The 17,105-nt window shown below is 51.5% G+C and carries 14 protein-coding genes; 10 read left to right on the forward strand and 4 right to left on the reverse strand.

The annotated features are described in order from the left end of the window. Positions 1-176: 176 nt before the first annotated feature. Positions 177-3,818, forward strand: coding sequence for a YhdP family protein (locus F7P81_RS07240; RefSeq protein ID WP_151159052.1), 3,642 nt, complete (start codon positions 177-179; stop codon positions 3,816-3,818). A 75-nt stretch (positions 3,819-3,893) separates the two neighbouring features. Here F7P81_RS07240 and tyrS read toward each other — a convergent pair whose 3' ends face one another. After that, a complete protein-coding gene (gene tyrS, locus F7P81_RS07245) occupies positions 3,894-5,147 on the reverse strand; it encodes a tyrosine--tRNA ligase (protein WP_151159053.1) in 1,254 nt (417 codons plus the stop codon). Positions 5,148-5,398: 251 nt separating this feature from the next. On the opposite strand from tyrS, the gene F7P81_RS07250 reads away from it, so the two are divergent. Further along, positions 5,399-6,520, forward strand: a complete 1,122-nt coding sequence (locus F7P81_RS07250; protein WP_151159054.1) for an anhydro-N-acetylmuramic acid kinase — start codon at positions 5,399-5,401, stop codon at positions 6,518-6,520. Positions 6,521-6,561: 41 nt separating this feature from the next. On the opposite strand, the gene F7P81_RS07255 is transcribed toward F7P81_RS07250, so the two are convergent. After that, positions 6,562-7,236 (reverse strand): alpha/beta hydrolase, encoded by a 675-nt coding sequence (locus F7P81_RS07255; RefSeq protein ID WP_022711445.1) that lies wholly within the window; start codon positions 7,234-7,236, stop codon positions 6,562-6,564. Between the two features lie 288 nt (positions 7,237-7,524). Here F7P81_RS07255 and F7P81_RS07260 point away from each other — a divergent pair, with 288 nt between their 5' ends. The 6 genes from F7P81_RS07260 to F7P81_RS07285 all read left to right on the forward strand — a co-directional run bounded on the left by F7P81_RS07260 (position 7,525) and on the right by F7P81_RS07285 (position 14,404). Next, entirely contained in the window at positions 7,525-8,739 is a 1,215-nt protein-coding gene (locus F7P81_RS07260) for a cysteine desulfurase family protein (RefSeq protein WP_151159055.1), read from the forward strand. A 221-nt stretch (positions 8,740-8,960) separates the two neighbouring features. Beyond that, positions 8,961-10,484 (forward strand): Fe-S cluster assembly protein SufB, encoded by a 1,524-nt coding sequence (sufB, locus tag F7P81_RS07265; RefSeq protein ID WP_075654893.1) that lies wholly within the window; start codon positions 8,961-8,963, stop codon positions 10,482-10,484. 90 nt (positions 10,485-10,574) lie between these two features. After that, positions 10,575-11,330 (forward strand): Fe-S cluster assembly ATPase SufC, encoded by a 756-nt coding sequence (gene sufC / locus F7P81_RS07270; RefSeq protein WP_022711442.1) that lies wholly within the window; start codon positions 10,575-10,577, stop codon positions 11,328-11,330. Positions 11,331-11,338: 8 nt separating this feature from the next. Beyond that, positions 11,339-12,616: a Fe-S cluster assembly protein SufD gene (sufD, locus tag F7P81_RS07275; protein ID WP_374828066.1), complete on the forward strand. Its 1,278-nt coding sequence runs from the start codon at positions 11,339-11,341 to the stop codon at positions 12,614-12,616. A 130-nt stretch (positions 12,617-12,746) separates the two neighbouring features. Further along, the gene (locus F7P81_RS07280) at positions 12,747-13,991 is read left to right on the forward strand and encodes a cysteine desulfurase (protein ID WP_151159057.1); all 1,245 of its coding nucleotides are present in this window, start codon (positions 12,747-12,749) and stop codon (positions 13,989-13,991) included. A gap of 5 nt (positions 13,992-13,996) precedes the next feature. Next, a complete protein-coding gene (locus F7P81_RS07285; RefSeq protein ID WP_139316353.1) occupies positions 13,997-14,404 on the forward strand; it encodes an SUF system Fe-S cluster assembly protein in 408 nt (135 codons plus the stop codon). Between the two features lie 35 nt (positions 14,405-14,439). Here the strand turns inward: F7P81_RS07285 and F7P81_RS07290 are convergent, their stop codons facing one another. Beyond that, complete coding sequence (locus tag F7P81_RS07290; RefSeq protein ID WP_022711438.1) at positions 14,440-14,934, reverse strand: RrF2 family transcriptional regulator; 495 nt, start codon at positions 14,932-14,934, stop codon at positions 14,440-14,442. Between the two features lie 86 nt (positions 14,935-15,020). Here F7P81_RS07290 and F7P81_RS07295 point away from each other — a divergent pair, with 86 nt between their 5' ends. After that, the gene (locus F7P81_RS07295) at positions 15,021-15,467 is read left to right on the forward strand and encodes a carboxymuconolactone decarboxylase family protein (RefSeq protein WP_151159058.1); all 447 of its coding nucleotides are present in this window, start codon (positions 15,021-15,023) and stop codon (positions 15,465-15,467) included. Between the two features lie 52 nt (positions 15,468-15,519). On the opposite strand, the gene F7P81_RS17260 is transcribed toward F7P81_RS07295, so the two are convergent. Then, positions 15,520-16,374 carry a cell envelope integrity TolA family protein gene (locus tag F7P81_RS17260; protein WP_151159059.1) on the reverse strand — a complete coding sequence of 285 codons (855 nt, stop codon included), beginning with the start codon at positions 16,372-16,374 and terminating at the stop codon, positions 15,520-15,522. A gap of 311 nt (positions 16,375-16,685) precedes the next feature. Between F7P81_RS17260 and sufA the strand changes: the two genes are divergently transcribed. Then, entirely contained in the window at positions 16,686-17,066 is a 381-nt protein-coding gene (sufA, locus tag F7P81_RS07305; protein ID WP_075654899.1) for a Fe-S cluster assembly scaffold SufA, read from the forward strand. The last annotated feature ends 39 nt before the right edge of the window (positions 17,067-17,105 follow it).

The following is a 17,105-nucleotide window of genomic DNA, read 5'->3' on the forward strand; positions in this document are numbered from 1 at the left end:
TTCCGCGACTTGTAATCATGTGTTGTTTCTGAAATTTTGTCAGTTAATCAGGGCTTTGAAATAACGATTCATCAATGACAGCAATCTGATCTGTTTTATATTGATGAGAAATGACAGAATTTCTTTTGAAAATTATGCAGTTCAGGTGCAGCCAATCCGGATAGTGATTTAAGTTTTTGAAAGAAAAACCAAGAAAAATCCGCTTTAACAAGCGTGACATACAGCATCTTGATCAGTATCCGTCATCCGGTGCGGGGCCTGAGAATAAAGCTGTGCTGAAAGACTGCCCTGATTATAAGACCGGCTTACACAACAGAGCGGCCCGCAAGGCCGCGCGCAGAAAGCGCAAAGGCTTTATCGCGAAATGCTGGCGTGCTTTCATCTCTGTCAGTTTTGCATTGATTGTGCTGGCCGGTATCGGTTTTCTCGTACTGCGTACCGGTATCAGCAGCGATATGTTGCGCGATGAAGCACAGCAGAGATTGCAGGAAATCTTAGGGCCTGATGCCGGTGTGTCGATCAGCAAAGCGCAGGTTTCGCTGGACGGTAACAGACATCTGGCAATTGAAGCGCGTGATGTTGCTCTGAACAGCCGCATTCAGGATGTGTCCGTAGAAAAGCTGGGCGTTGTCAGGCTGGGGCTGGCACCTTTGCCGCTGCTGGCCGGCTCTGTTCAGGTTGCCCAGATTGAAATCGGCGATGCTTTAATCCGCCTGCAAGAGGGTGAAACCAAGCCGAAACCTTTTATCCGTTTGCCGTTTAATGACAGGGGACTGGTCGATTTTGATCAGCTGTCACGTGAAGTCTTTGCGGGTATCGATCAGACACTGGCGCTGCTGGATATGCGCGGTACAAAAGCAATTGCATTGCATGATGTGACATTTGCTTTTCGGGCGATGGAGAAGGATCAGGAAATCCTGATCCGTAATGCGCAGGTCAGGCAGAACGGGCAGAAAGTCACGCTGGATGCCGAATTTGTCTGGCAGGGCAAAAGCACGGCATTGCAGGCGGAAATGATCCGTTCCGATGATCCCGCACATGCCTCTAACTTCTCCCTGACACTGGATAATATTCCTGTCAGCCTTGGCTCGCCGGAAGAGGTCATGCCGCAAATGGGCAATGACCGGCCAAATCCGGCTTATTTCCATGTGAACAGCACGGCATCACTGGCTTTAACCGGACAGGCCTCTACTAAGGTGCAAAAGGAAACCCTCTCCGGTAAGCTGACGCTTGATGATGCTGTCGTGGATATGGGGCGTGAGCGCGGCATCAAAGGTAATATGGCATTGTCTTTTGAGCATATCGCCGGCGGTGAAAAACTTGAGATTAAGGCGCTTGATCTCAATCTTGGCGGCTTATCCACGGTGCTTGAAGGTGCATTCGGGGTAGAGCCGGTTGCTGAAACGGAAAGTGCCGCGCAAAAAATCCGCGAACAGGCAGCGCGTATTGCGAGTGGTGAAATGTCAGCTGCAGGGCAGCAGACAGACACTCTGCCTGTTTTGAAGAGTGCACGATCTGCGGTTGCGCAAACGGAAACCGATATTGCGGAGAAACCGGCTTACCGTTTTGAGCTTGTATCCAGAAAAGCCGTCAGTGCGCCGGAAAATTCTGCCGAAGCGCCTTTGCCATTCGGCGTGAAGGTTGCCGGTCGTCTGATGCAGAATGCCAGCCGCGTTGACTTCAATGATCTGAATGTCAAAACAGATTCCGGTGAACTTTACGGGCAGGGGCGCATGATCTTTGGTCATGGCTCTCCGGCGATGATTTTTATGCTGCGCATACCGGGTATGCCGGTGGCACAGGCCAAGCAGCTCTGGCCGCTCAATGTGGCTGACGGCGCGCGCGACTGGGTGCTGAAAAATCTGTTCGGCGGTCATATGACCGAAGGCCGGATTGATATTGCACTGCCTGCCGGTCACTTCAACGGACCGGGACTGCCGCCGGATTTGACGGAATCCGATATCAAGGCTGATTTCAGGGTTGAAGGCACACGTTTTGACGTGATCGGTGAGATACCGCCGGTGCGTGATGCAACAGGCACGATTGCGGTGCGCGGTGCGCATACAACCATCAAGCTTGAAAAAGGCACGGCCTTTACACCGGTTAATCGTCAGATCAATGTGGATGGCGGAACATTATTTGTGCCTTGGGGACGTCAGCGTCCGGTGATTGCGGATCTTGATCTGGATCTCAGCGGAGAGGCACCGGCGATCACAGAGCTTGTTGGTTATAAGCCGATCAATGCCTTGCGCAAACTGCCGTTCAGCGCTGAAGATCTCAGCGGCAATGTGAATGCGAAAGTAAAAGTTGCGTTTTCGGTTACCAAAGATGCACCGAAAGATAGTCTGAAATGGCAGGCTGATCTGGCTTTCAGCGATGTGACTTTGAAGAAACCGTTTAACGGTCAGAATGTGACGCAGGCCAAAGGCAATCTGAGCGTCAATGATGATGTGGCCAAAATCGATGCGACTGCACGGCTGAATAATATTCCGGCCAGACTGGCGCTGGTTGAGCCTTTGGCGGATACAAATATCAAGCGTCAGCAAAATATCCGGCTGGAGCTGGATGATAAAACGCGTGAGACTTATTATCCGGGGCTGAATGATATTTTTAAAGGCCCGCTGACGCTGGATCTGGGCGAGGAACAGGGCGAGATGCGCAAAATCTCCGCTGATCTCGGAAAAACACAGGTCAATCTGCCATGGCTCGGCTGGAAAAAAGGTACAGGCATTCCTGCGAAGCTGACAATGGATATGAAGCTGCCGAAGGAAGGCAAAGGGCCGGTACTGGTTCGTAATTTTGTCTTTGACGGCACCGGTTTTCATGTCAGCGGTGATCTGACGCTTGAAAATAATGAATTGCAGAGTGCAAATATCCGCAAGCTCAATCTGACGCGTAATGATGATCTCAGCCTTGAAGTGCGCAAATCCGGTAATGGCTTCCGTGCGGATGTTCGTGGTACGGCTTTTGATGCGCGGGCGCTGATCCAGCAGGCGGTTTCAGGCAATACGGATGAAAAGAAAGCCGGTCAAAGCAAAAACGGGGTGATGCCGCGCATTGTCGTCAATGCACAGATTGATGATGTGAAAGGTTTCTATGACGAGAGCCTGCGCAATGTCACCGTGTCTTATGAAACAGCAGGGGCGAAAGTCTCCGGCGTGTCGCTGAATGCGGTGACCGGAAACGGCGCACAGGTCAGTGCGACATCCAGCAATCAGAAAGGTGCGAGCTCTGTGGCGCTGAGCTCGGCTAATGCCGGAGCGGTGCTGCGCTTCTTTGATTTTTACGACAAGATGCGCGGCGGCAGAATTACCGTTAATCTGACCTCGCAGGGCACGGGGCCACTTTATGGTGCTATTGATGCCCGTGATTTCTCGGTCATTAATGAGCCGCGTCTGGATAAGCTGGTTTCTACCAGTTCCAATGGCGGCAAGAGCCTCAATCAGGCCGTGCGCGGTAATATTGATGTGACGCGGGTCGACTTTGAACGCGGCTATTCGCAGATTGAAAAGGGCTCCGGTTATCTGACGCTGAAGAACGGCGTTCTTCGCGGCCCGCTGATCGGTGCGACTTTTCAGGGCATTCTCTACGACCGCAACGGCAATATGGCCGTTACCGGCACATTCATGCCTGCCTATGGTCTGAACCGTTTGTTTGGTGAGGTGCCGGTGCTGGGCGCAATTCTCGGCAATGGCCGCGACCGTGGTCTGATCGGGATTACCTATAAGCTGGCAGGCAATGCCAAGCAGCCGAATATTATCGTCAATCCGATTTCTGCGATTGCGCCGGGGATTTTCCGCTCGATCTTCGAATTCTAATCTGGTTTTGAAATTTGATAATAAAAAAAGCGCGGAGTAATCCGCGCTTTTTTGATTTCTCGTGATGAGAACAGCTTATTCCGGACGTACCAGAATGTGCTTTTTCTTGCCCAGCGACAGTTTGATGATACCGTCTTCGGTTACGTCACCGGCAGTGATACCAGCGCGTTCGTCCTGAATGGCCACATCATTGATACGCACTGCACCGCCCTGAATGTGACGGCGGGCTTCACCATTGGAAGAGGCAAGGCCAGCTTTAACCAGCAGAGCCTGAATGCCGAGACCGGCAACCAGTTCGTCTTTGGCAATGCTCAGGCTTGGCAGATTGTCAGAAATTGCACCTTCTTCAAAAGTTTTACGTGCAGTTTCCGCAGCCTGTTCCGCAGCTTCACGGCCGTGGAGCATTGCAGTGATTTCGGTGGCCAGAATCTTCTTGGTCTCGTTGATTTCCGAGCCGCCAAGTGCTGCCAGACGCGCAATCTCATCCATAGGCATGGTGGTGTAGAGCTTGAGGAAGCGTTCTACGTCGGCATCTTCAGTATTACGCCAGTACTGCCAGAAGTCATACGCGCTCAGCATGTCAGCATTGAGCCAGACAGCGCCATTGAGCGACTTACCCATTTTCGCACCGGAAGAGGTGGTCAGCAGCGGCGAAGTCAGCGCGTAGAGCTGCGGTGTACCCATGCGGTGACCGAGATCAATACCATTAATGATATTGCCCCATTGGTCAGAGCCGCCCATCTGCAGGCGCATATCGTAGCGCTTGCTGAGCTCAACAAAGTCATAAGCCTGAAGGATCATGTAGTTGAATTCAAGGAAGGACAGTGACTGTTCACGATCAAGGCGGGTTTTAACCGAGTCAAAGGACAGCATGCGGTTGACGGAGAAATGACGGCCGACATCACGCAGGAACTCGAGATAGTTGAGACCTGCCAGCCAGTCGGCATTATTGACCATCAGCGCGTCGGTTTTGCCTTCGCCGAAAGTGAGGTAATTGGTGAAAACCTTTTTGATACCGGCAATATTGTCGGCAATGGTTTCAACCGTCATCAGTTTGCGGGCTTCTTCTTTAAATGACGGATCACCGACCATACCGGTGCCGCCGCCCATCAGCGCAACCGGACGGTGGCCGGTTTTCTGCATCCAGTGCAGCATCATGATCTGAATGAGGCCGCCCGCATGCAGACTGGATGCTGTCGGGTCGAAGCCAATATACGCAGTCACAGTTTCCTTGGTGAAGAGTTCATCCAGACCTGATTCATCGGAGACCTGATGAATAAAGCCACGTTCGGAAAGTGTGCGTAGAAAATCGGACTTAAAGCCGGACATTGATTTTTCCTGTCTGACAAAGGATTGTGATATGGGAAGACCCCAGAGAGCAGGCCGTGAATATTATTCCGGTGACTGACACAATCCAGCGTTTAACATTATTGCAGGGCAAATCACAATAAAGGTGTGACATCGTAAAAGGCGATTTTATCGCAAATTGCTGTCGTTTTGTGCCGTTTGTGTGGTTTATGTAACCTGCTTGTACCTGCCAACTGTGCAAAACCGGAAATATTGAAAACGGAAAGACAAAGATGACTGCACTCTATCGCGCACTCGGATTGATGAGCGGCACCTCCATGGACGGTATTGATCTGGCGCTGATCAAAACAGACGGTGAGCAGGTGGTTGAGCGCATTGCTGCGGGTAGCATGAATTATTCCGATGCGTTTCGTGCCCGTCTGAAACAAGGACTTGTCGATGCCCGAAGCATCACGCAGCGTGATGAGCGTATTGGTATTCTTGAAAAACTTGAGCATGATCTGACATTGTTGCATGCGGTGGCGGTACAGGACTTTCTGTTTGCGCAAGGTCTAAGCGCAGATGATGTTGATGTCATCGGTTTTCACGGGCAGACGGTGCTGCATCGCCCTGATGATGCGCTGACCGTGCAGATCGGTGACGGTGCACTACTGGCACAGGAAACCGGCATTGATGTGGTTTATGATATGCGCGCTGAGGATATGCGCCATTGCGGGCAGGGCGCGCCGCTGATCCCTGCTTACCATGCGGCTTTGGCACATAATCTGGAACAGCAGCCGGATATGCCTGTTGTCTTCGTCAATATTGGCGGAATTTCCAATCTGACCTATGTCGATGAAACAGGGCGGCTGGCAGCTTTTGACAGTGGCCCCGGCAATATGCTGATCGACCAGTGGATGGAACTCCACGGGCAGGGCAGTTTTGATGCCGGTGGTGCACTGGCGCTGAGCGGTAAGACAGATGCGGCACTGGCCGCACATTATCTGGGAAATGCCTTCTTTACCGGTAATCAGCGCCGCTCGCTGGATCGTGGTGATTTTGCTGTGCCTTCAATCGGTGTTGTATCGGTTGAGGATGGCGCACGCACGCTGGCCTATGTGGCAGCGGCTTCGATCCTGCAATCAGCGTCCCATCTGCCGCAGAAGCCTCGCAGTTATGTTGTGAGTGGTGGCGGGCGCAAGAATGCAGCGATAATGTCTGAACTCTCTGCCTTGGCGAAAGCTGAAGGTGTCGTGGTGATTGATGCGGATTCAGCCGGGCTGGATGGTGATTCCATGGAAGCCGAGGCTTGGGGCTATCTGGCTGTGCGTAGTTTGAAAGGCTTGCCGCTGACTTATCCGTCTACAACCGGCTGCGATACGCCGGTGAGTGGTGGCGTGCTGGTAAAGGCATAACAAAAAAGACCGGCGATTAGCCGGTCTTTTGCTTTTGTCGATTAGCGCAGGCGCTTCTGGCGAACTTCTGTCAGCTCGCCCATCAGGCGGCGATCTAGATATTCTGAACATTCCGCAATCAGCTCATCACCCATGCCGGAGAAGAAGTGATTGGCACCGGCCATGGTGTTCTGCGTGATGGTGATACCCTTCTGGGTTTTCAGCTTATCAACCAGAACTTGCACATCCTTCGGCGGTGCAACCTTATCCTGATCACCATGAATGATCAGACCCGATGAAGGGCACGGTGCGAGGAACGAGAAATCATAAGTGTTCGGCTGCGGTGCAATCGACATGAAGCCTTCGATTTCAGGACGACGCATCAGCAACTGCATACCAATCCACGCACCGAAAGAATAACCGGCAACCCAGCAAGTTTTGGAATCAGGATGCAGCGACTGCACCCAGTCCAGTGCGCTTGCCGCATCGGACAATTCACCCGCGCCGTGATCAAATTCACCCTGACTGCGTCCGATTCCGCGGAAGTTAAACCGCAGAGTCGTGAAATTGCGGCTCTGGAACATGTAAAACAGATCATAAACGATCTTGTTGTTCATGGTGCCGCCGAATTGCGGATGCGGGTGCAGGATGATGGCGATTGGTGCATTCTTCTCGCTTGAAGGCTGATAACGCCCTTCAAGGCGACCCGCAGGACCATTAAAGATGACTTCTGGCATATGTACTCCGCTATAACCGCCGGGTTGCGTGACCAAATGGCCGGTTCGCAACACAAGTGTCGTATTTGTTATTTATAAGCCTGATTGTTACCAATCATGACTTTACGGCTTAAATTCTGAGCAAATCCTTGACTGTTTCGCTCATAAATCTTACAACCGACTTTAGAATCTTTCAAAACTGGAGGGTGTAAAAAAAACACTCATGCAGCTTAATAGTCTGCTCTGGTTTGAAATTTCAAGATAATTGCGCGTTTAACGCAAATATGGTGCTTCGCGAAAGAGTCTGCAATGCCAAAGCCGCGTATCTATTTTGATTATAATGCCAGTGCGCCGCTGAGTGAAGCCGCGCGCGAGGCTGTGGTCGCGGCATTGAATGTAACAGGCAATCCGTCTTCTGTGCATCAGGAAGGCCGTGCAGCGCGTGCGCTGGTTGAATCAGCACGACGTGACGTGGCCGCCCTTTGCGGTGCGAAGCCGGATCATGTGTTTTTCACCTCCGGTGCAACCGAAGCAGCAAACACATTGCTGACTCCGCTTTATAAGATGGGGCGCTCGGAACTGCGCCTGTCGCATCTTTATGTTTCGGCGACTGAGCATCCGTGTATGTTGTCCGGCGGGCGTTTTGCTGCGGAGAATATGACTGTGCTGCCGGTCGATCATCAGGGCATTGTTGATCTTGATGTGCTGGAACAGGCGTTAAAAGCCCATGATAAAGCCAAAGGCCTGCCGCTGGTTGCAGTCCAGTGGGCGAATAATGAGACCGGCGTCATACAGCCGGTGGAAAAAATCGGTGCGCTGGTAAAAGCTGCGGGCGGTTTCTTCATTGTCGATGCCGTGCAGGCTGCAGGGCGCATCGCGCTTGATATTGCTGCTGCTTCTGCCGATTATCTCATTCTCTCTTCTCACAAAATCGGCGGCCCAAAGGGCGTTGGTGCTGTGGTAGCTATCTCTGATCTGGTTATGCCGTCTGCGCTGGTGCGCGGTGGCGGACAGGAGAAGGGACACCGTGCCGGTACTGAAGCACTGCCATTGATCGCAGGATTTGGTGCCGCAGCGCGCGAGGCTCTGGCGGCACAGCAAGAAGGCAGCAATCTGCCGCGCTGGTCGGATACAATTCGCACAACAATTGAGAATGGTGTGCGCAGGTTGGCAGATGATGTGCTGGTGCATGGAGATGCCGTGCCGCGCCTGCCGAATACAAGTTTTATTTCTTTGCCCGGTATGAAGGCCGAGACCATGCAGATCGCCTTTGATCTGGGCGGTATTGCACTTTCTGCCGGTTCGGCCTGTTCTTCCGGCAAGGTTGGCGCAAGCCATGTGCTTGCGGCGATGGGCTATGAGGATGAATGCGGTGCATTGCGCGTATCGACAGAAAAGTCGGCGACAATGCAGGACGCAGAAGCATTTCTGACGATTTTCGAAAGACTGGTAGCCAGACGGGATCAGACACGCAGTCAGGTTCAGGCGCAGTTTTCGGGCGAATCGGAAAATAATGCCGCCTGAGAGGGCAGGTATTTCTGAATGGCCATTGTGGTTTTGCGCACAGTAATGTGATGCGAAACCGGCCGGAGTTCAAAGTCTGAGGCGGTGCTCTTTAAAACATCGCCAGCTGACAGGCTTTTACAGCGCATCAATGCGCACTATATGTTTATGACAGCAAAATCTTTGCTGCCATAGCGTTTTTAACTGTCGGGCCTTGACCCTGACAAGGATGGAGAACGGCGATGCCTGCAGTGCAGGAAACGATCGATCAGGTCGCCACGCTTGACGTGGACCAGTACAAATATGGTTTTGAAACAACCATCGAAATGGATAAGGCTCCTAAGGGGCTGAACGAAGATATTATCCGTTTCATTTCTGCTAAAAAAGAAGAGCCGGAATGGATGCTGGAATGGCGTCTGGATGCTTACCGCCGCTGGCTCACTATGGAAGAGCCGAAATGGGCGCGTGTTGATTATCCGGAAATTGATTTTCAGGATATCCGCTATTATGCGGCACCTAAAAATCAGACCGGCCCTAAGTCTCTGGATGAAGTTGATCCGGAACTGCTGCGTACCTATGAAAAGCTCGGAATTCCGCTGCGTGAGCAGGAAATTCTGGCCGGTGTACGCAAACAGGGTGAACCGAGCGAGATTGACGGTAATCCGGCAGACAATGTTTACGCATCAGGCCGCGTGGCTGTTGATGCGGTGTTTGACAGTGTTTCCGTTGTCACCACTTTTAAGGCTGAGCTTGCCAAAGCCGGTGTGATTTTTTGCTCGATTTCGGAAGCAATCCGCGAATATCCGGATCTGGTGAAGAAATATCTGGCTTCTGTTGTGCCGGTTTCGGACAATTATTACGCCACACTCAACTCCGCTGTCTTTACGGACGGATCATTCGTCTATGTACCAAAAGGCGTTCGCTGCCCGATGGAACTGTCGACCTATTTCCGTATCAATGAAAAAGACACCGGCCAGTTCGAGCGTACGCTGATTATTGCCGAAGAGGGCGCTTACGTGTCCTATCTGGAAGGCTGTACAGCACCGCAGCGTGATGAAAACCAGCTCCATGCAGCTGTTGTTGAGCTGATCGCACTTGATGATGCCGAAATCAAATATTCCACAGTCCAGAACTGGTATCCGGGCGACAAGGAAGGCAAAGGCGGTATCTATAACTTCGTGACCAAGCGCGGCGATTGCCGTGGCGACCGTTCGAAGATTTCATGGACACAGGTCGAAACCGGCTCTGCGGTCACATGGAAATACCCGTCCTGCATTCTGCGTGGTGATGATTCACGCGGTGAGTTCTACTCGATTGCAGTATCCAACGGTTATCAGCAGATCGACAGCGGTACCAAGATGATCCATCTCGGTAAGAACACATCGAGCCGCATCATCTCGAAAGGTATTTCGGCGGGTAATTCCAACAATACCTATCGCGGTCAGGTTTCTGCCCATCGTAAAGCGACCAATGCCCGTAACTTCACTCAGTGTGACAGCTTGCTGATCGGCAATGATTGCGGTGCGCATACTGTGCCTTACATCGAAGCGAAAAACTCGACTGCGCAGTTCGAGCATGAAGCAACAACCTCGAAAATTTCTGAAGACCAGCTGTTCTATGTGATGCAGCGCGGTATTCCGGAAGAAGAGGCGATTGCTCTGATCGTGAACGGCTTCGTTAAGGAAGTTATTCAGGAACTGCCGATGGAGTTTGCCGTGGAAGCTCAGAAGCTTATCGGTATCTCGCTCGAAGGTTCGGTTGGTTAAACAGGGAAGGCGGAGTGCGAATTCCGCCCCTTTAATCAGCTCATTGATATTTTTCGGATCCTGAGAGATCCGGTATAAAAGGTTACACTCATGTTAGAGATCATTAATCTGCACGCCAAAATCGCTGACACGGATACAGAGATCATCCGTGGTCTGAACCTCACCGTTAAAGCCGGTGAAGTGGCTGCGATCATGGGCCCGAACGGTTCGGGTAAATCCACCCTGTCTTACATTCTGGCCGGTCGTTCAGACTACGAAGTGACATCCGGTGACATTCTGTATAACGGCGAAAGCATTCTGGAACTGGATCCTGCGGAACGTGCAGCCAAGGGCATCTTCCTTGCATTCCAGTATCCGCTGGAAATTCCAGGCGTTGCCACAATGGAATTCCTGAAAGTTGCGATGAATGCGCAGCGTAAGGCACGCGGTGAAGAAGAGCTGAAAATTCCTGAACTGCTGCGTCGCGTTAAGGAAGCTGCCGGCGGCCTGAACATGGATATGGCTATGCTGAAGCGTCCGCTCAATGTCGGTTTCTCCGGCGGTGAGAAGAAACGTGCGGAAATTCTGCAGATGCAGCTTCTGGAACCATCACTCTGCGTTCTCGACGAAACCGACTCCGGTCTGGACATTGATGCGCTGAAGATCGTTTCCGATGGTGTGAATGCTCTGCGTTCGCCTGACCGTGCTGTGATCGTGATCACCCACTATCAGCGTCTGCTTGAATATATTGTACCGGACAGTGTGCATGTTCTTTACAAAGGACAGGTTATCAAATCCGGCGATAAGAGCCTCGCTCTGCATCTGGAAGAAAACGGATACGCTGAAATCATCGGCGCAGCTGCTTAAAGAGAGGGATGAATATGAACGTCCATCTTCAGAAGGTCAGAACGCCGGCTGAGAGTGCATTGATTGATGCATTCGCTGTCCGCGTCGGTGATCTGCCGGGTGATACGGAAGTCGTAAGCGCCCGCGATAACGCACTGGAAGCTTTGAAAATCAACGGTCTGCCTGGCCGTCGTATTGAAAGCTGGCACTATACAGATCTGCGCACATTGCTGCGCTCGGTTGCGCCGTTCGATGCGAATGTGAGCCATAAATCTGTTGCGCCGCTGCTCGACGGTTCTGCCGTGCTGACCGTTGCCAATGGTGTTGCGCAGAAGCCTGTGCAGATCGAAGGCGTACGCGTTGAAGCGATCCGCGATATTCTGGGACAGGGCATTGCTGCCCATACCCTGAAAACCCGTGGTGACGATGATGCGATCGGCCAGATCAACGCAGCCTATGCCAGCGATGGCTGGGGTCTGTCTGTTGCTGACGGTACCGAGCTGGAACAGGCTGTTGAGCTGCAGAATTTGCAGCCTTCCGGCCAGTCCCATGTGCGTTTTCCGGTCAAGATCGGCTCAAATGTCAAAGCGACATTTATCGAGCGCCAGATCGGCGGTGAGGCAGAGACTTTCGCAACCAGTATCGGCCATGTGACGATTGCTGATAATTCAGAAATCGTCTGGGTTATCGTGCGTGAGCATACGGATCTTTCCACGCAACTGTCGCAGATCAATGTGACAATCGGTGAGAATTCCAAGCTGATCCTGTTCGTGATGAATGCCGGCGGCAAACTGGTGCGTCAGGAAATCAATGTGGATGTAAAGGGCGAAGGCTCTGACTTCCAGCTTCGTACGCTCAACCTGCTTGGCGGCGAAACAGTGACTGACGTGACCATGAATGTTGGTCATCTCGTTGAAAACACCACCTCGACCGAGGTTGTGCGCAATGTGGTGACAGACAAAGCGCGCGGTATTTTTCAGGGCATGATCCGCGTTGCGCAGATCGCTCAGAAAACTGACGCGAAAATGGCCTGTAACACATTGCTGTTGTCAGATGATGCGGAATTTGCGGCCAAACCTGAGCTGGAAATCTTTGCTGATGACGTGGCCTGCGGTCACGGTGCGACTGTGCGTGAGATTGAAAAGGATCACCTTTTCTATCTGATGGCGCGCGGTGTGCCTGAAAATGCAGCCCGTGGCCTGCTGGTCAAAGCCTTTATCGCAGAAGTGATTGAAGAGCTGGAAAACGAAACCCTCGTTGAAAAGCTTGAAGATATTTTGCAGAGCTGGCTCGAAAAGCACGCTTGATGATGCAAAAAGAGCGGGAAATTTCCCGCTCTTCTTCCCTGATATAGAGCACATGGTGCCTTATTGATTTTTGTGAGCACCCAGTGCTCTTGCCTGCTTTTTTGAGCACAAAGTGCTCAGGAGTACGATTATGAATCAATTATCGTCTGTACTGCAAAATTATGATGTTGAAGCAATCCGTCGTGATTTCCCGATCCTGTCGCGTGAAGTCTATGGCAAGCCGCTGATCTATCTCGATAATGGTGCCTCGGCACAGAAGCCGCAGGCGGTTATTGATGCGATAACGCATGCTTATTCCAACGAATATGCCAATGTGCATCGCGGCCTGCATTACCTCTCTAATGCGACGACCGATGCCTATGAGCGTGCGCGTGAAAAAGTGCGCAACTTTCTCAATGCCGGTTCTGTAGACGAGATCGTCTTTACCAAATCGGCGACTGAGGCGATCAACACGGTTGCCTATGGTTATGGTATGCCGAAGATAGGTGAGGGTGATGAAATCCTGCTCACCATTCTTGAGCATCATTCTAACATCGTGCCTTGGCATTTCATCCGCGAGCGTCAGGGTGCCAAGCTGGTTTTTGCGCCGGTGGATGATGAAGGTGTGTTCCACCTTGATGAATTCGAGAAATGCATTACGCCGAAAACCAAGCTGATTGCGCTGACCCATATGTCCAATGTGACGGGTACGGTTCTGCCGATTAAAAAGATCGTCGAACTTGCTCATGCGCGCGGCATTCCGGTGCTGGTGGATGGTTCGCAGGCTGCTGTGCATATGCCGGTGGATGTGCGTGATCTCGGTTGTGACTGGTATATTATGACCGGCCACAAGCTTTATGGCCCGTCGGGTATCGGCGTGCTGTATGGCCGTATGGAAATGCTGGAACAGATGCGCCCGTTTATGGGTGGTGGTGAAATGATTGAAGAGGTAACCATTGATAATGTTACCTATAATCATCCGCCGCATCGTTTTGAGGCCGGAACCCCGCCGATTGTGCAGGCTATTGGATTGGGCGCAGCGCTTGACTATATAGAGAGCATAGGTCGTGAGGCTATTGCTGCCCATGAGGCTGATCTGCGTCTCTATGCGCATGAGTCTCTGGCGAAAATTAACTCACTGCGTATTGTCGGCAATGCACCGGATAAAGGCGCGATCATTGCGTTTGAGATGCAGGGTATTCATGCCCATGACGTTTCAACTCTGATTGACCGTGCAGGAATTGCAGTGCGGGCAGGCACCCATTGTGCTCAGCCATTGCTGCAGCGCTTTGGAGTAACATCGACCTGCCGTGCTTCCTTCGCTATGTATAATACCCGCGCGGAAGTGGATGCTCTGGTTGCAGCGCTTGAAAAAGCAAGACAGTTTTTTGGATGATGAATATGGATACTAAACAGCAAGTGCCGGTCGCAGATGTGATCGCAGCAGATGAAGAAAACAGTGCTTCAAAAGTGTTTTCCGCTTCCGCAATTCCGGAAGAAGAATTGCTGCGCCTGACCGATGATATTATCGGCGCGCTGAAAACTGTCTATGATCCGGAAATTCCGGCAGATATTTATGAGCTCGGCCTGATCTACAAGGTTGATATTGAAGATGACCGCACGGTCAAAATCGATATGACACTGACTGCCCCGGGTTGCCCTGTAGCCGGTGAAATGCCGGGCTGGGTGGAAAATGCTGTTGGTGCGGTTGAGGGCGTTTCCCATGTGGAAGTGACCATGACCTTTGATCCGCCATGGACACCGGACCGTATGTCCGAAGAAGCTCAGGTTGCTGTGGGCTGGTACTGATTTTAAAAACGCTGCGGAAACGCAGCGTTTTTTATTTAGCGTGCATGTAAGCTAAGATAATCGGATACGAGTAGCTTGCTGGAAGGGCTGATCTGCTGCTCGCCGTCCTGCATGAGATCGGCAACAGTCTGGCTGCGTAAAGCATTGCGCCAGAGCTGTTCTGCGGCCAGCATCCGCGATTTGATGAAACAATCTCTCTTATAGTTGCAGGGATCCTGTGATTTTCCAGGTGCGCGGCGGCGAATTTCCCTGCAAATAAAGGCCGGTTCTTTGCCGTCAATCGCTTCCACAATATCGAGCAATGTAATCTGTTGCGGAATATGTGCGAGCCGGTAGCCGCCACGCGGCCCCGGAATAGCTATAATCACATCAGCAGCGGTGAGGGCACGCAGGTGCTTCAGCAGATAGCTCTCAGATACGCCGTGCAGCTCCGCCAGATGTTTCCCCGCCAGAACCTTATCCTCCGGCAGCCCTGACAGCACGAGTGCGCAATGCAATGCCGCCTCAACACCGTCGCTCATTTTGCGCATATCACAACCTTGAGATTTGTTAATTTCATATCATGGATATATTATATCGATGATTCTAGGGCAAACTTTTATTTCGGACAAAACTTATGCAAAGCAGAATAAATATCGCGAAAATTACACCAGAGCTTTATCAATCAATACAGGCATTGGACGCAGCCGTTGATGCAGCGGGGCTGGATAAGCGTCTGCTGCATCTGGTGAAAATCCGCGCTTCACAGATTAACGGATGTTCCTATTGTACAGATATTCATATCCGTGATGCTCATAAAGACGGTATGGATATGCAGACTTTATATATGACAAGCGCATGGCGTGAATCGCCGTGTTTTGATGCGCGTGACCGTGCTGTGCTGGAATGGACCGAACATCTCACGCGGGTTGCAGAACTCGGCGTGCCGGATACTCTTTATGAAAGTGTCAAAGCGCTGTTCTCCGAAGAAGAAATTGCCAAGCTGATTGTGGCAGTCGGCATGATCAATTTGTGGAACCGGATTGGTGTCAGCACGCAGCTCATTCATCCGCGTAAGCCGTAAAACAAAAAGCCTGTCAGTGATGACAGGCTTTTTAAAGAGCTGAATACAGAAATTAAGGTGCACCGCATTCTTCCGGCACGCTTTTTTCAAGCGGCAACGGCGATTTTGACAGCGTGCCTGCCATGATTGCCATTGGCTTGAATGGCGGCACTGCCTGCATGGCAGGGTTGCTCATGCTGATCGTGTAGCAACCGGTATAAACCTGCGACTTACCTTCAGCGAGTTTGGATTCGATAGCAATCGGCACAGACCAATAGATCTGACCGGCACCCGGATCAGGTTCGCTGCTGCCGAGTTTAATGCTGACAGATTCTGTACCGGCATAGCCCTTGGCATATTTCTCAAAATCATCGCCCTGCTGGCCTTCAGCATAATAGCTGTAGGCACGCACATATTCTTTGCGGTTAATGGCGTTGTAATAGGATTCCAGCAATTTCTGCGGTGTGCTGCGGTCATCCACATAATCGGGCAGAACCAAGCCTTCAGCCACTTCTTTTGTGGCTTCAGGGGCCGGAGCTTCGGGCTTGTCTGTGGCTTCTGTGGATTTTTTAGCGTCCGGCTTATCCGCAGGCACAGCATCTTCTTTCGGCTTTTCAGCTTCAGTTTTCTCCGCTTTCGCTTTTTCGACCTTGGCTTTTTCTTCCTCAGAATCTTTAGCTGCTGCTTCACCGGCCTTTTTTAAGGCATCTGGCTTTACCTTTTGCTGTGCTGCAGGCTTGTCTTTGGTTTCAGCTGTACCCGCCGCCTTGGCATAAATCGCACTGCCGGTCAGCAAAGCTGCACCGATAATCGTGGTTCCAAGCAATCGCATAATTGTAAGGCGTTGTTGCCGAGCGCGATCCTGTGTGATGGCCAATGCAACGGGACGATGTGATGCGGGGTTATGACGGCTTTGCTGAATACCCATTAAAATCTCCGCTTAGCTGAGGCAAAGAACCTGAGATGCTCTTTTATTCGCAAAAGACTGCAAACAGATCATGGCAATTTTACGCGTTTTGCGAATTATTCATTTTATTCTTATGCGCTGTAAAGAACAGAAAATCTTGCGTTAAATGCAGGATCAGAGCGTTGCTTTACTTGCAGTCAGGACTGTGTGAGACTAGATAGAGTATCAGAGGTAAACCGGACAATCGGGGCTTAGTGCAGGATTTCAGGTTGGCCTCGCAAGTTGAAACTACATGGCCTTGAACCATGTAACAGATACAAGTGAGAAATTTTATGGGACGTTTTTCCATCATGACCCTGACCGACGCAGCAGCGGAACGCGTGCGCGAAATTCAGGCCTCTCATGAGGATGCTCTGGGTATCCGCGTGGGAGTGAAAAAGGGCGGCTGCGCCGGTATGGAATATACGATTGCGTTGGCTGAAGAAGCCAAAGCCGGTGATGACCTCATCGAGCATGAAGGTGCAAAAGTCTATGTGGCACCGGAAGCTGCATTGTTTCTGCTTGGCACACAGATGGATTTTGAAGTGACAACTCTGCGCACAGGTTTTGTTTTCAATAACCCGAACCAGACATCGGCCTGCGGTTGTGGTGAATCCGTTGAGCTGGCACCGGTTACTCAGGAAGCACTGGATGCTGCGCATCGCGCTGCCTGATTATCCCGTTAAATACAGATAATAAAAAACCCGCCATTC

It is taken from the genome of Pseudochrobactrum saccharolyticum, from assembly GCF_008801715.1.
GTDB lineage: Bacteria > Pseudomonadota > Alphaproteobacteria > Rhizobiales > Rhizobiaceae > Pseudochrobactrum > Pseudochrobactrum saccharolyticum.

What these genes read in the sequence shown, in the direction of transcription:
- F7P81_RS07280 (WP_151159057.1), top strand. Translation starts at nt 12,747, where the DNA reads ATGAATCAATTATCGTCTGTACTGCAAAATTATGATGTTGAAGCAATC.
- sufC (WP_022711442.1), top strand. Translation starts at nt 10,575, where the DNA reads ATGTTAGAGATCATTAATCTGCACGCCAAAATCGCTGACACGGATACA.
- F7P81_RS07295 (WP_151159058.1), top strand. Translation starts at nt 15,021, where the DNA reads ATGCAAAGCAGAATAAATATCGCGAAAATTACACCAGAGCTTTATCAA.
- F7P81_RS07285 (WP_139316353.1), top strand. Translation starts at nt 13,997, where the DNA reads ATGGATACTAAACAGCAAGTGCCGGTCGCAGATGTGATCGCAGCAGAT.
- F7P81_RS07250 (WP_151159054.1), top strand. Translation starts at nt 5,399, where the DNA reads ATGACTGCACTCTATCGCGCACTCGGATTGATGAGCGGCACCTCCATG.
- F7P81_RS07260 (WP_151159055.1), top strand. Translation starts at nt 7,525, where the DNA reads ATGCCAAAGCCGCGTATCTATTTTGATTATAATGCCAGTGCGCCGCTG.
- sufA (WP_075654899.1), top strand. Translation starts at nt 16,686, where the DNA reads ATGGGACGTTTTTCCATCATGACCCTGACCGACGCAGCAGCGGAACGC.
- sufD (WP_374828066.1), top strand. Translation starts at nt 11,339, where the DNA reads ATGAATATGAACGTCCATCTTCAGAAGGTCAGAACGCCGGCTGAGAGT.
- tyrS (WP_151159053.1), bottom strand. Translation starts at nt 5,147, where the DNA reads ATGTCCGGCTTTAAGTCCGATTTTCTACGCACACTTTCCGAACGTGGC.
- sufB (WP_075654893.1), top strand. Translation starts at nt 8,961, where the DNA reads ATGCCTGCAGTGCAGGAAACGATCGATCAGGTCGCCACGCTTGACGTG.
- F7P81_RS17260 (WP_151159059.1), bottom strand. Translation starts at nt 16,374, where the DNA reads ATGGGTATTCAGCAAAGCCGTCATAACCCCGCATCACATCGTCCCGTT.
- F7P81_RS07255 (WP_022711445.1), bottom strand. Translation starts at nt 7,236, where the DNA reads ATGCCAGAAGTCATCTTTAATGGTCCTGCGGGTCGCCTTGAAGGGCGT.
- F7P81_RS07290 (WP_022711438.1), bottom strand. Translation starts at nt 14,934, where the DNA reads ATGCGCAAAATGAGCGACGGTGTTGAGGCGGCATTGCATTGCGCACTC.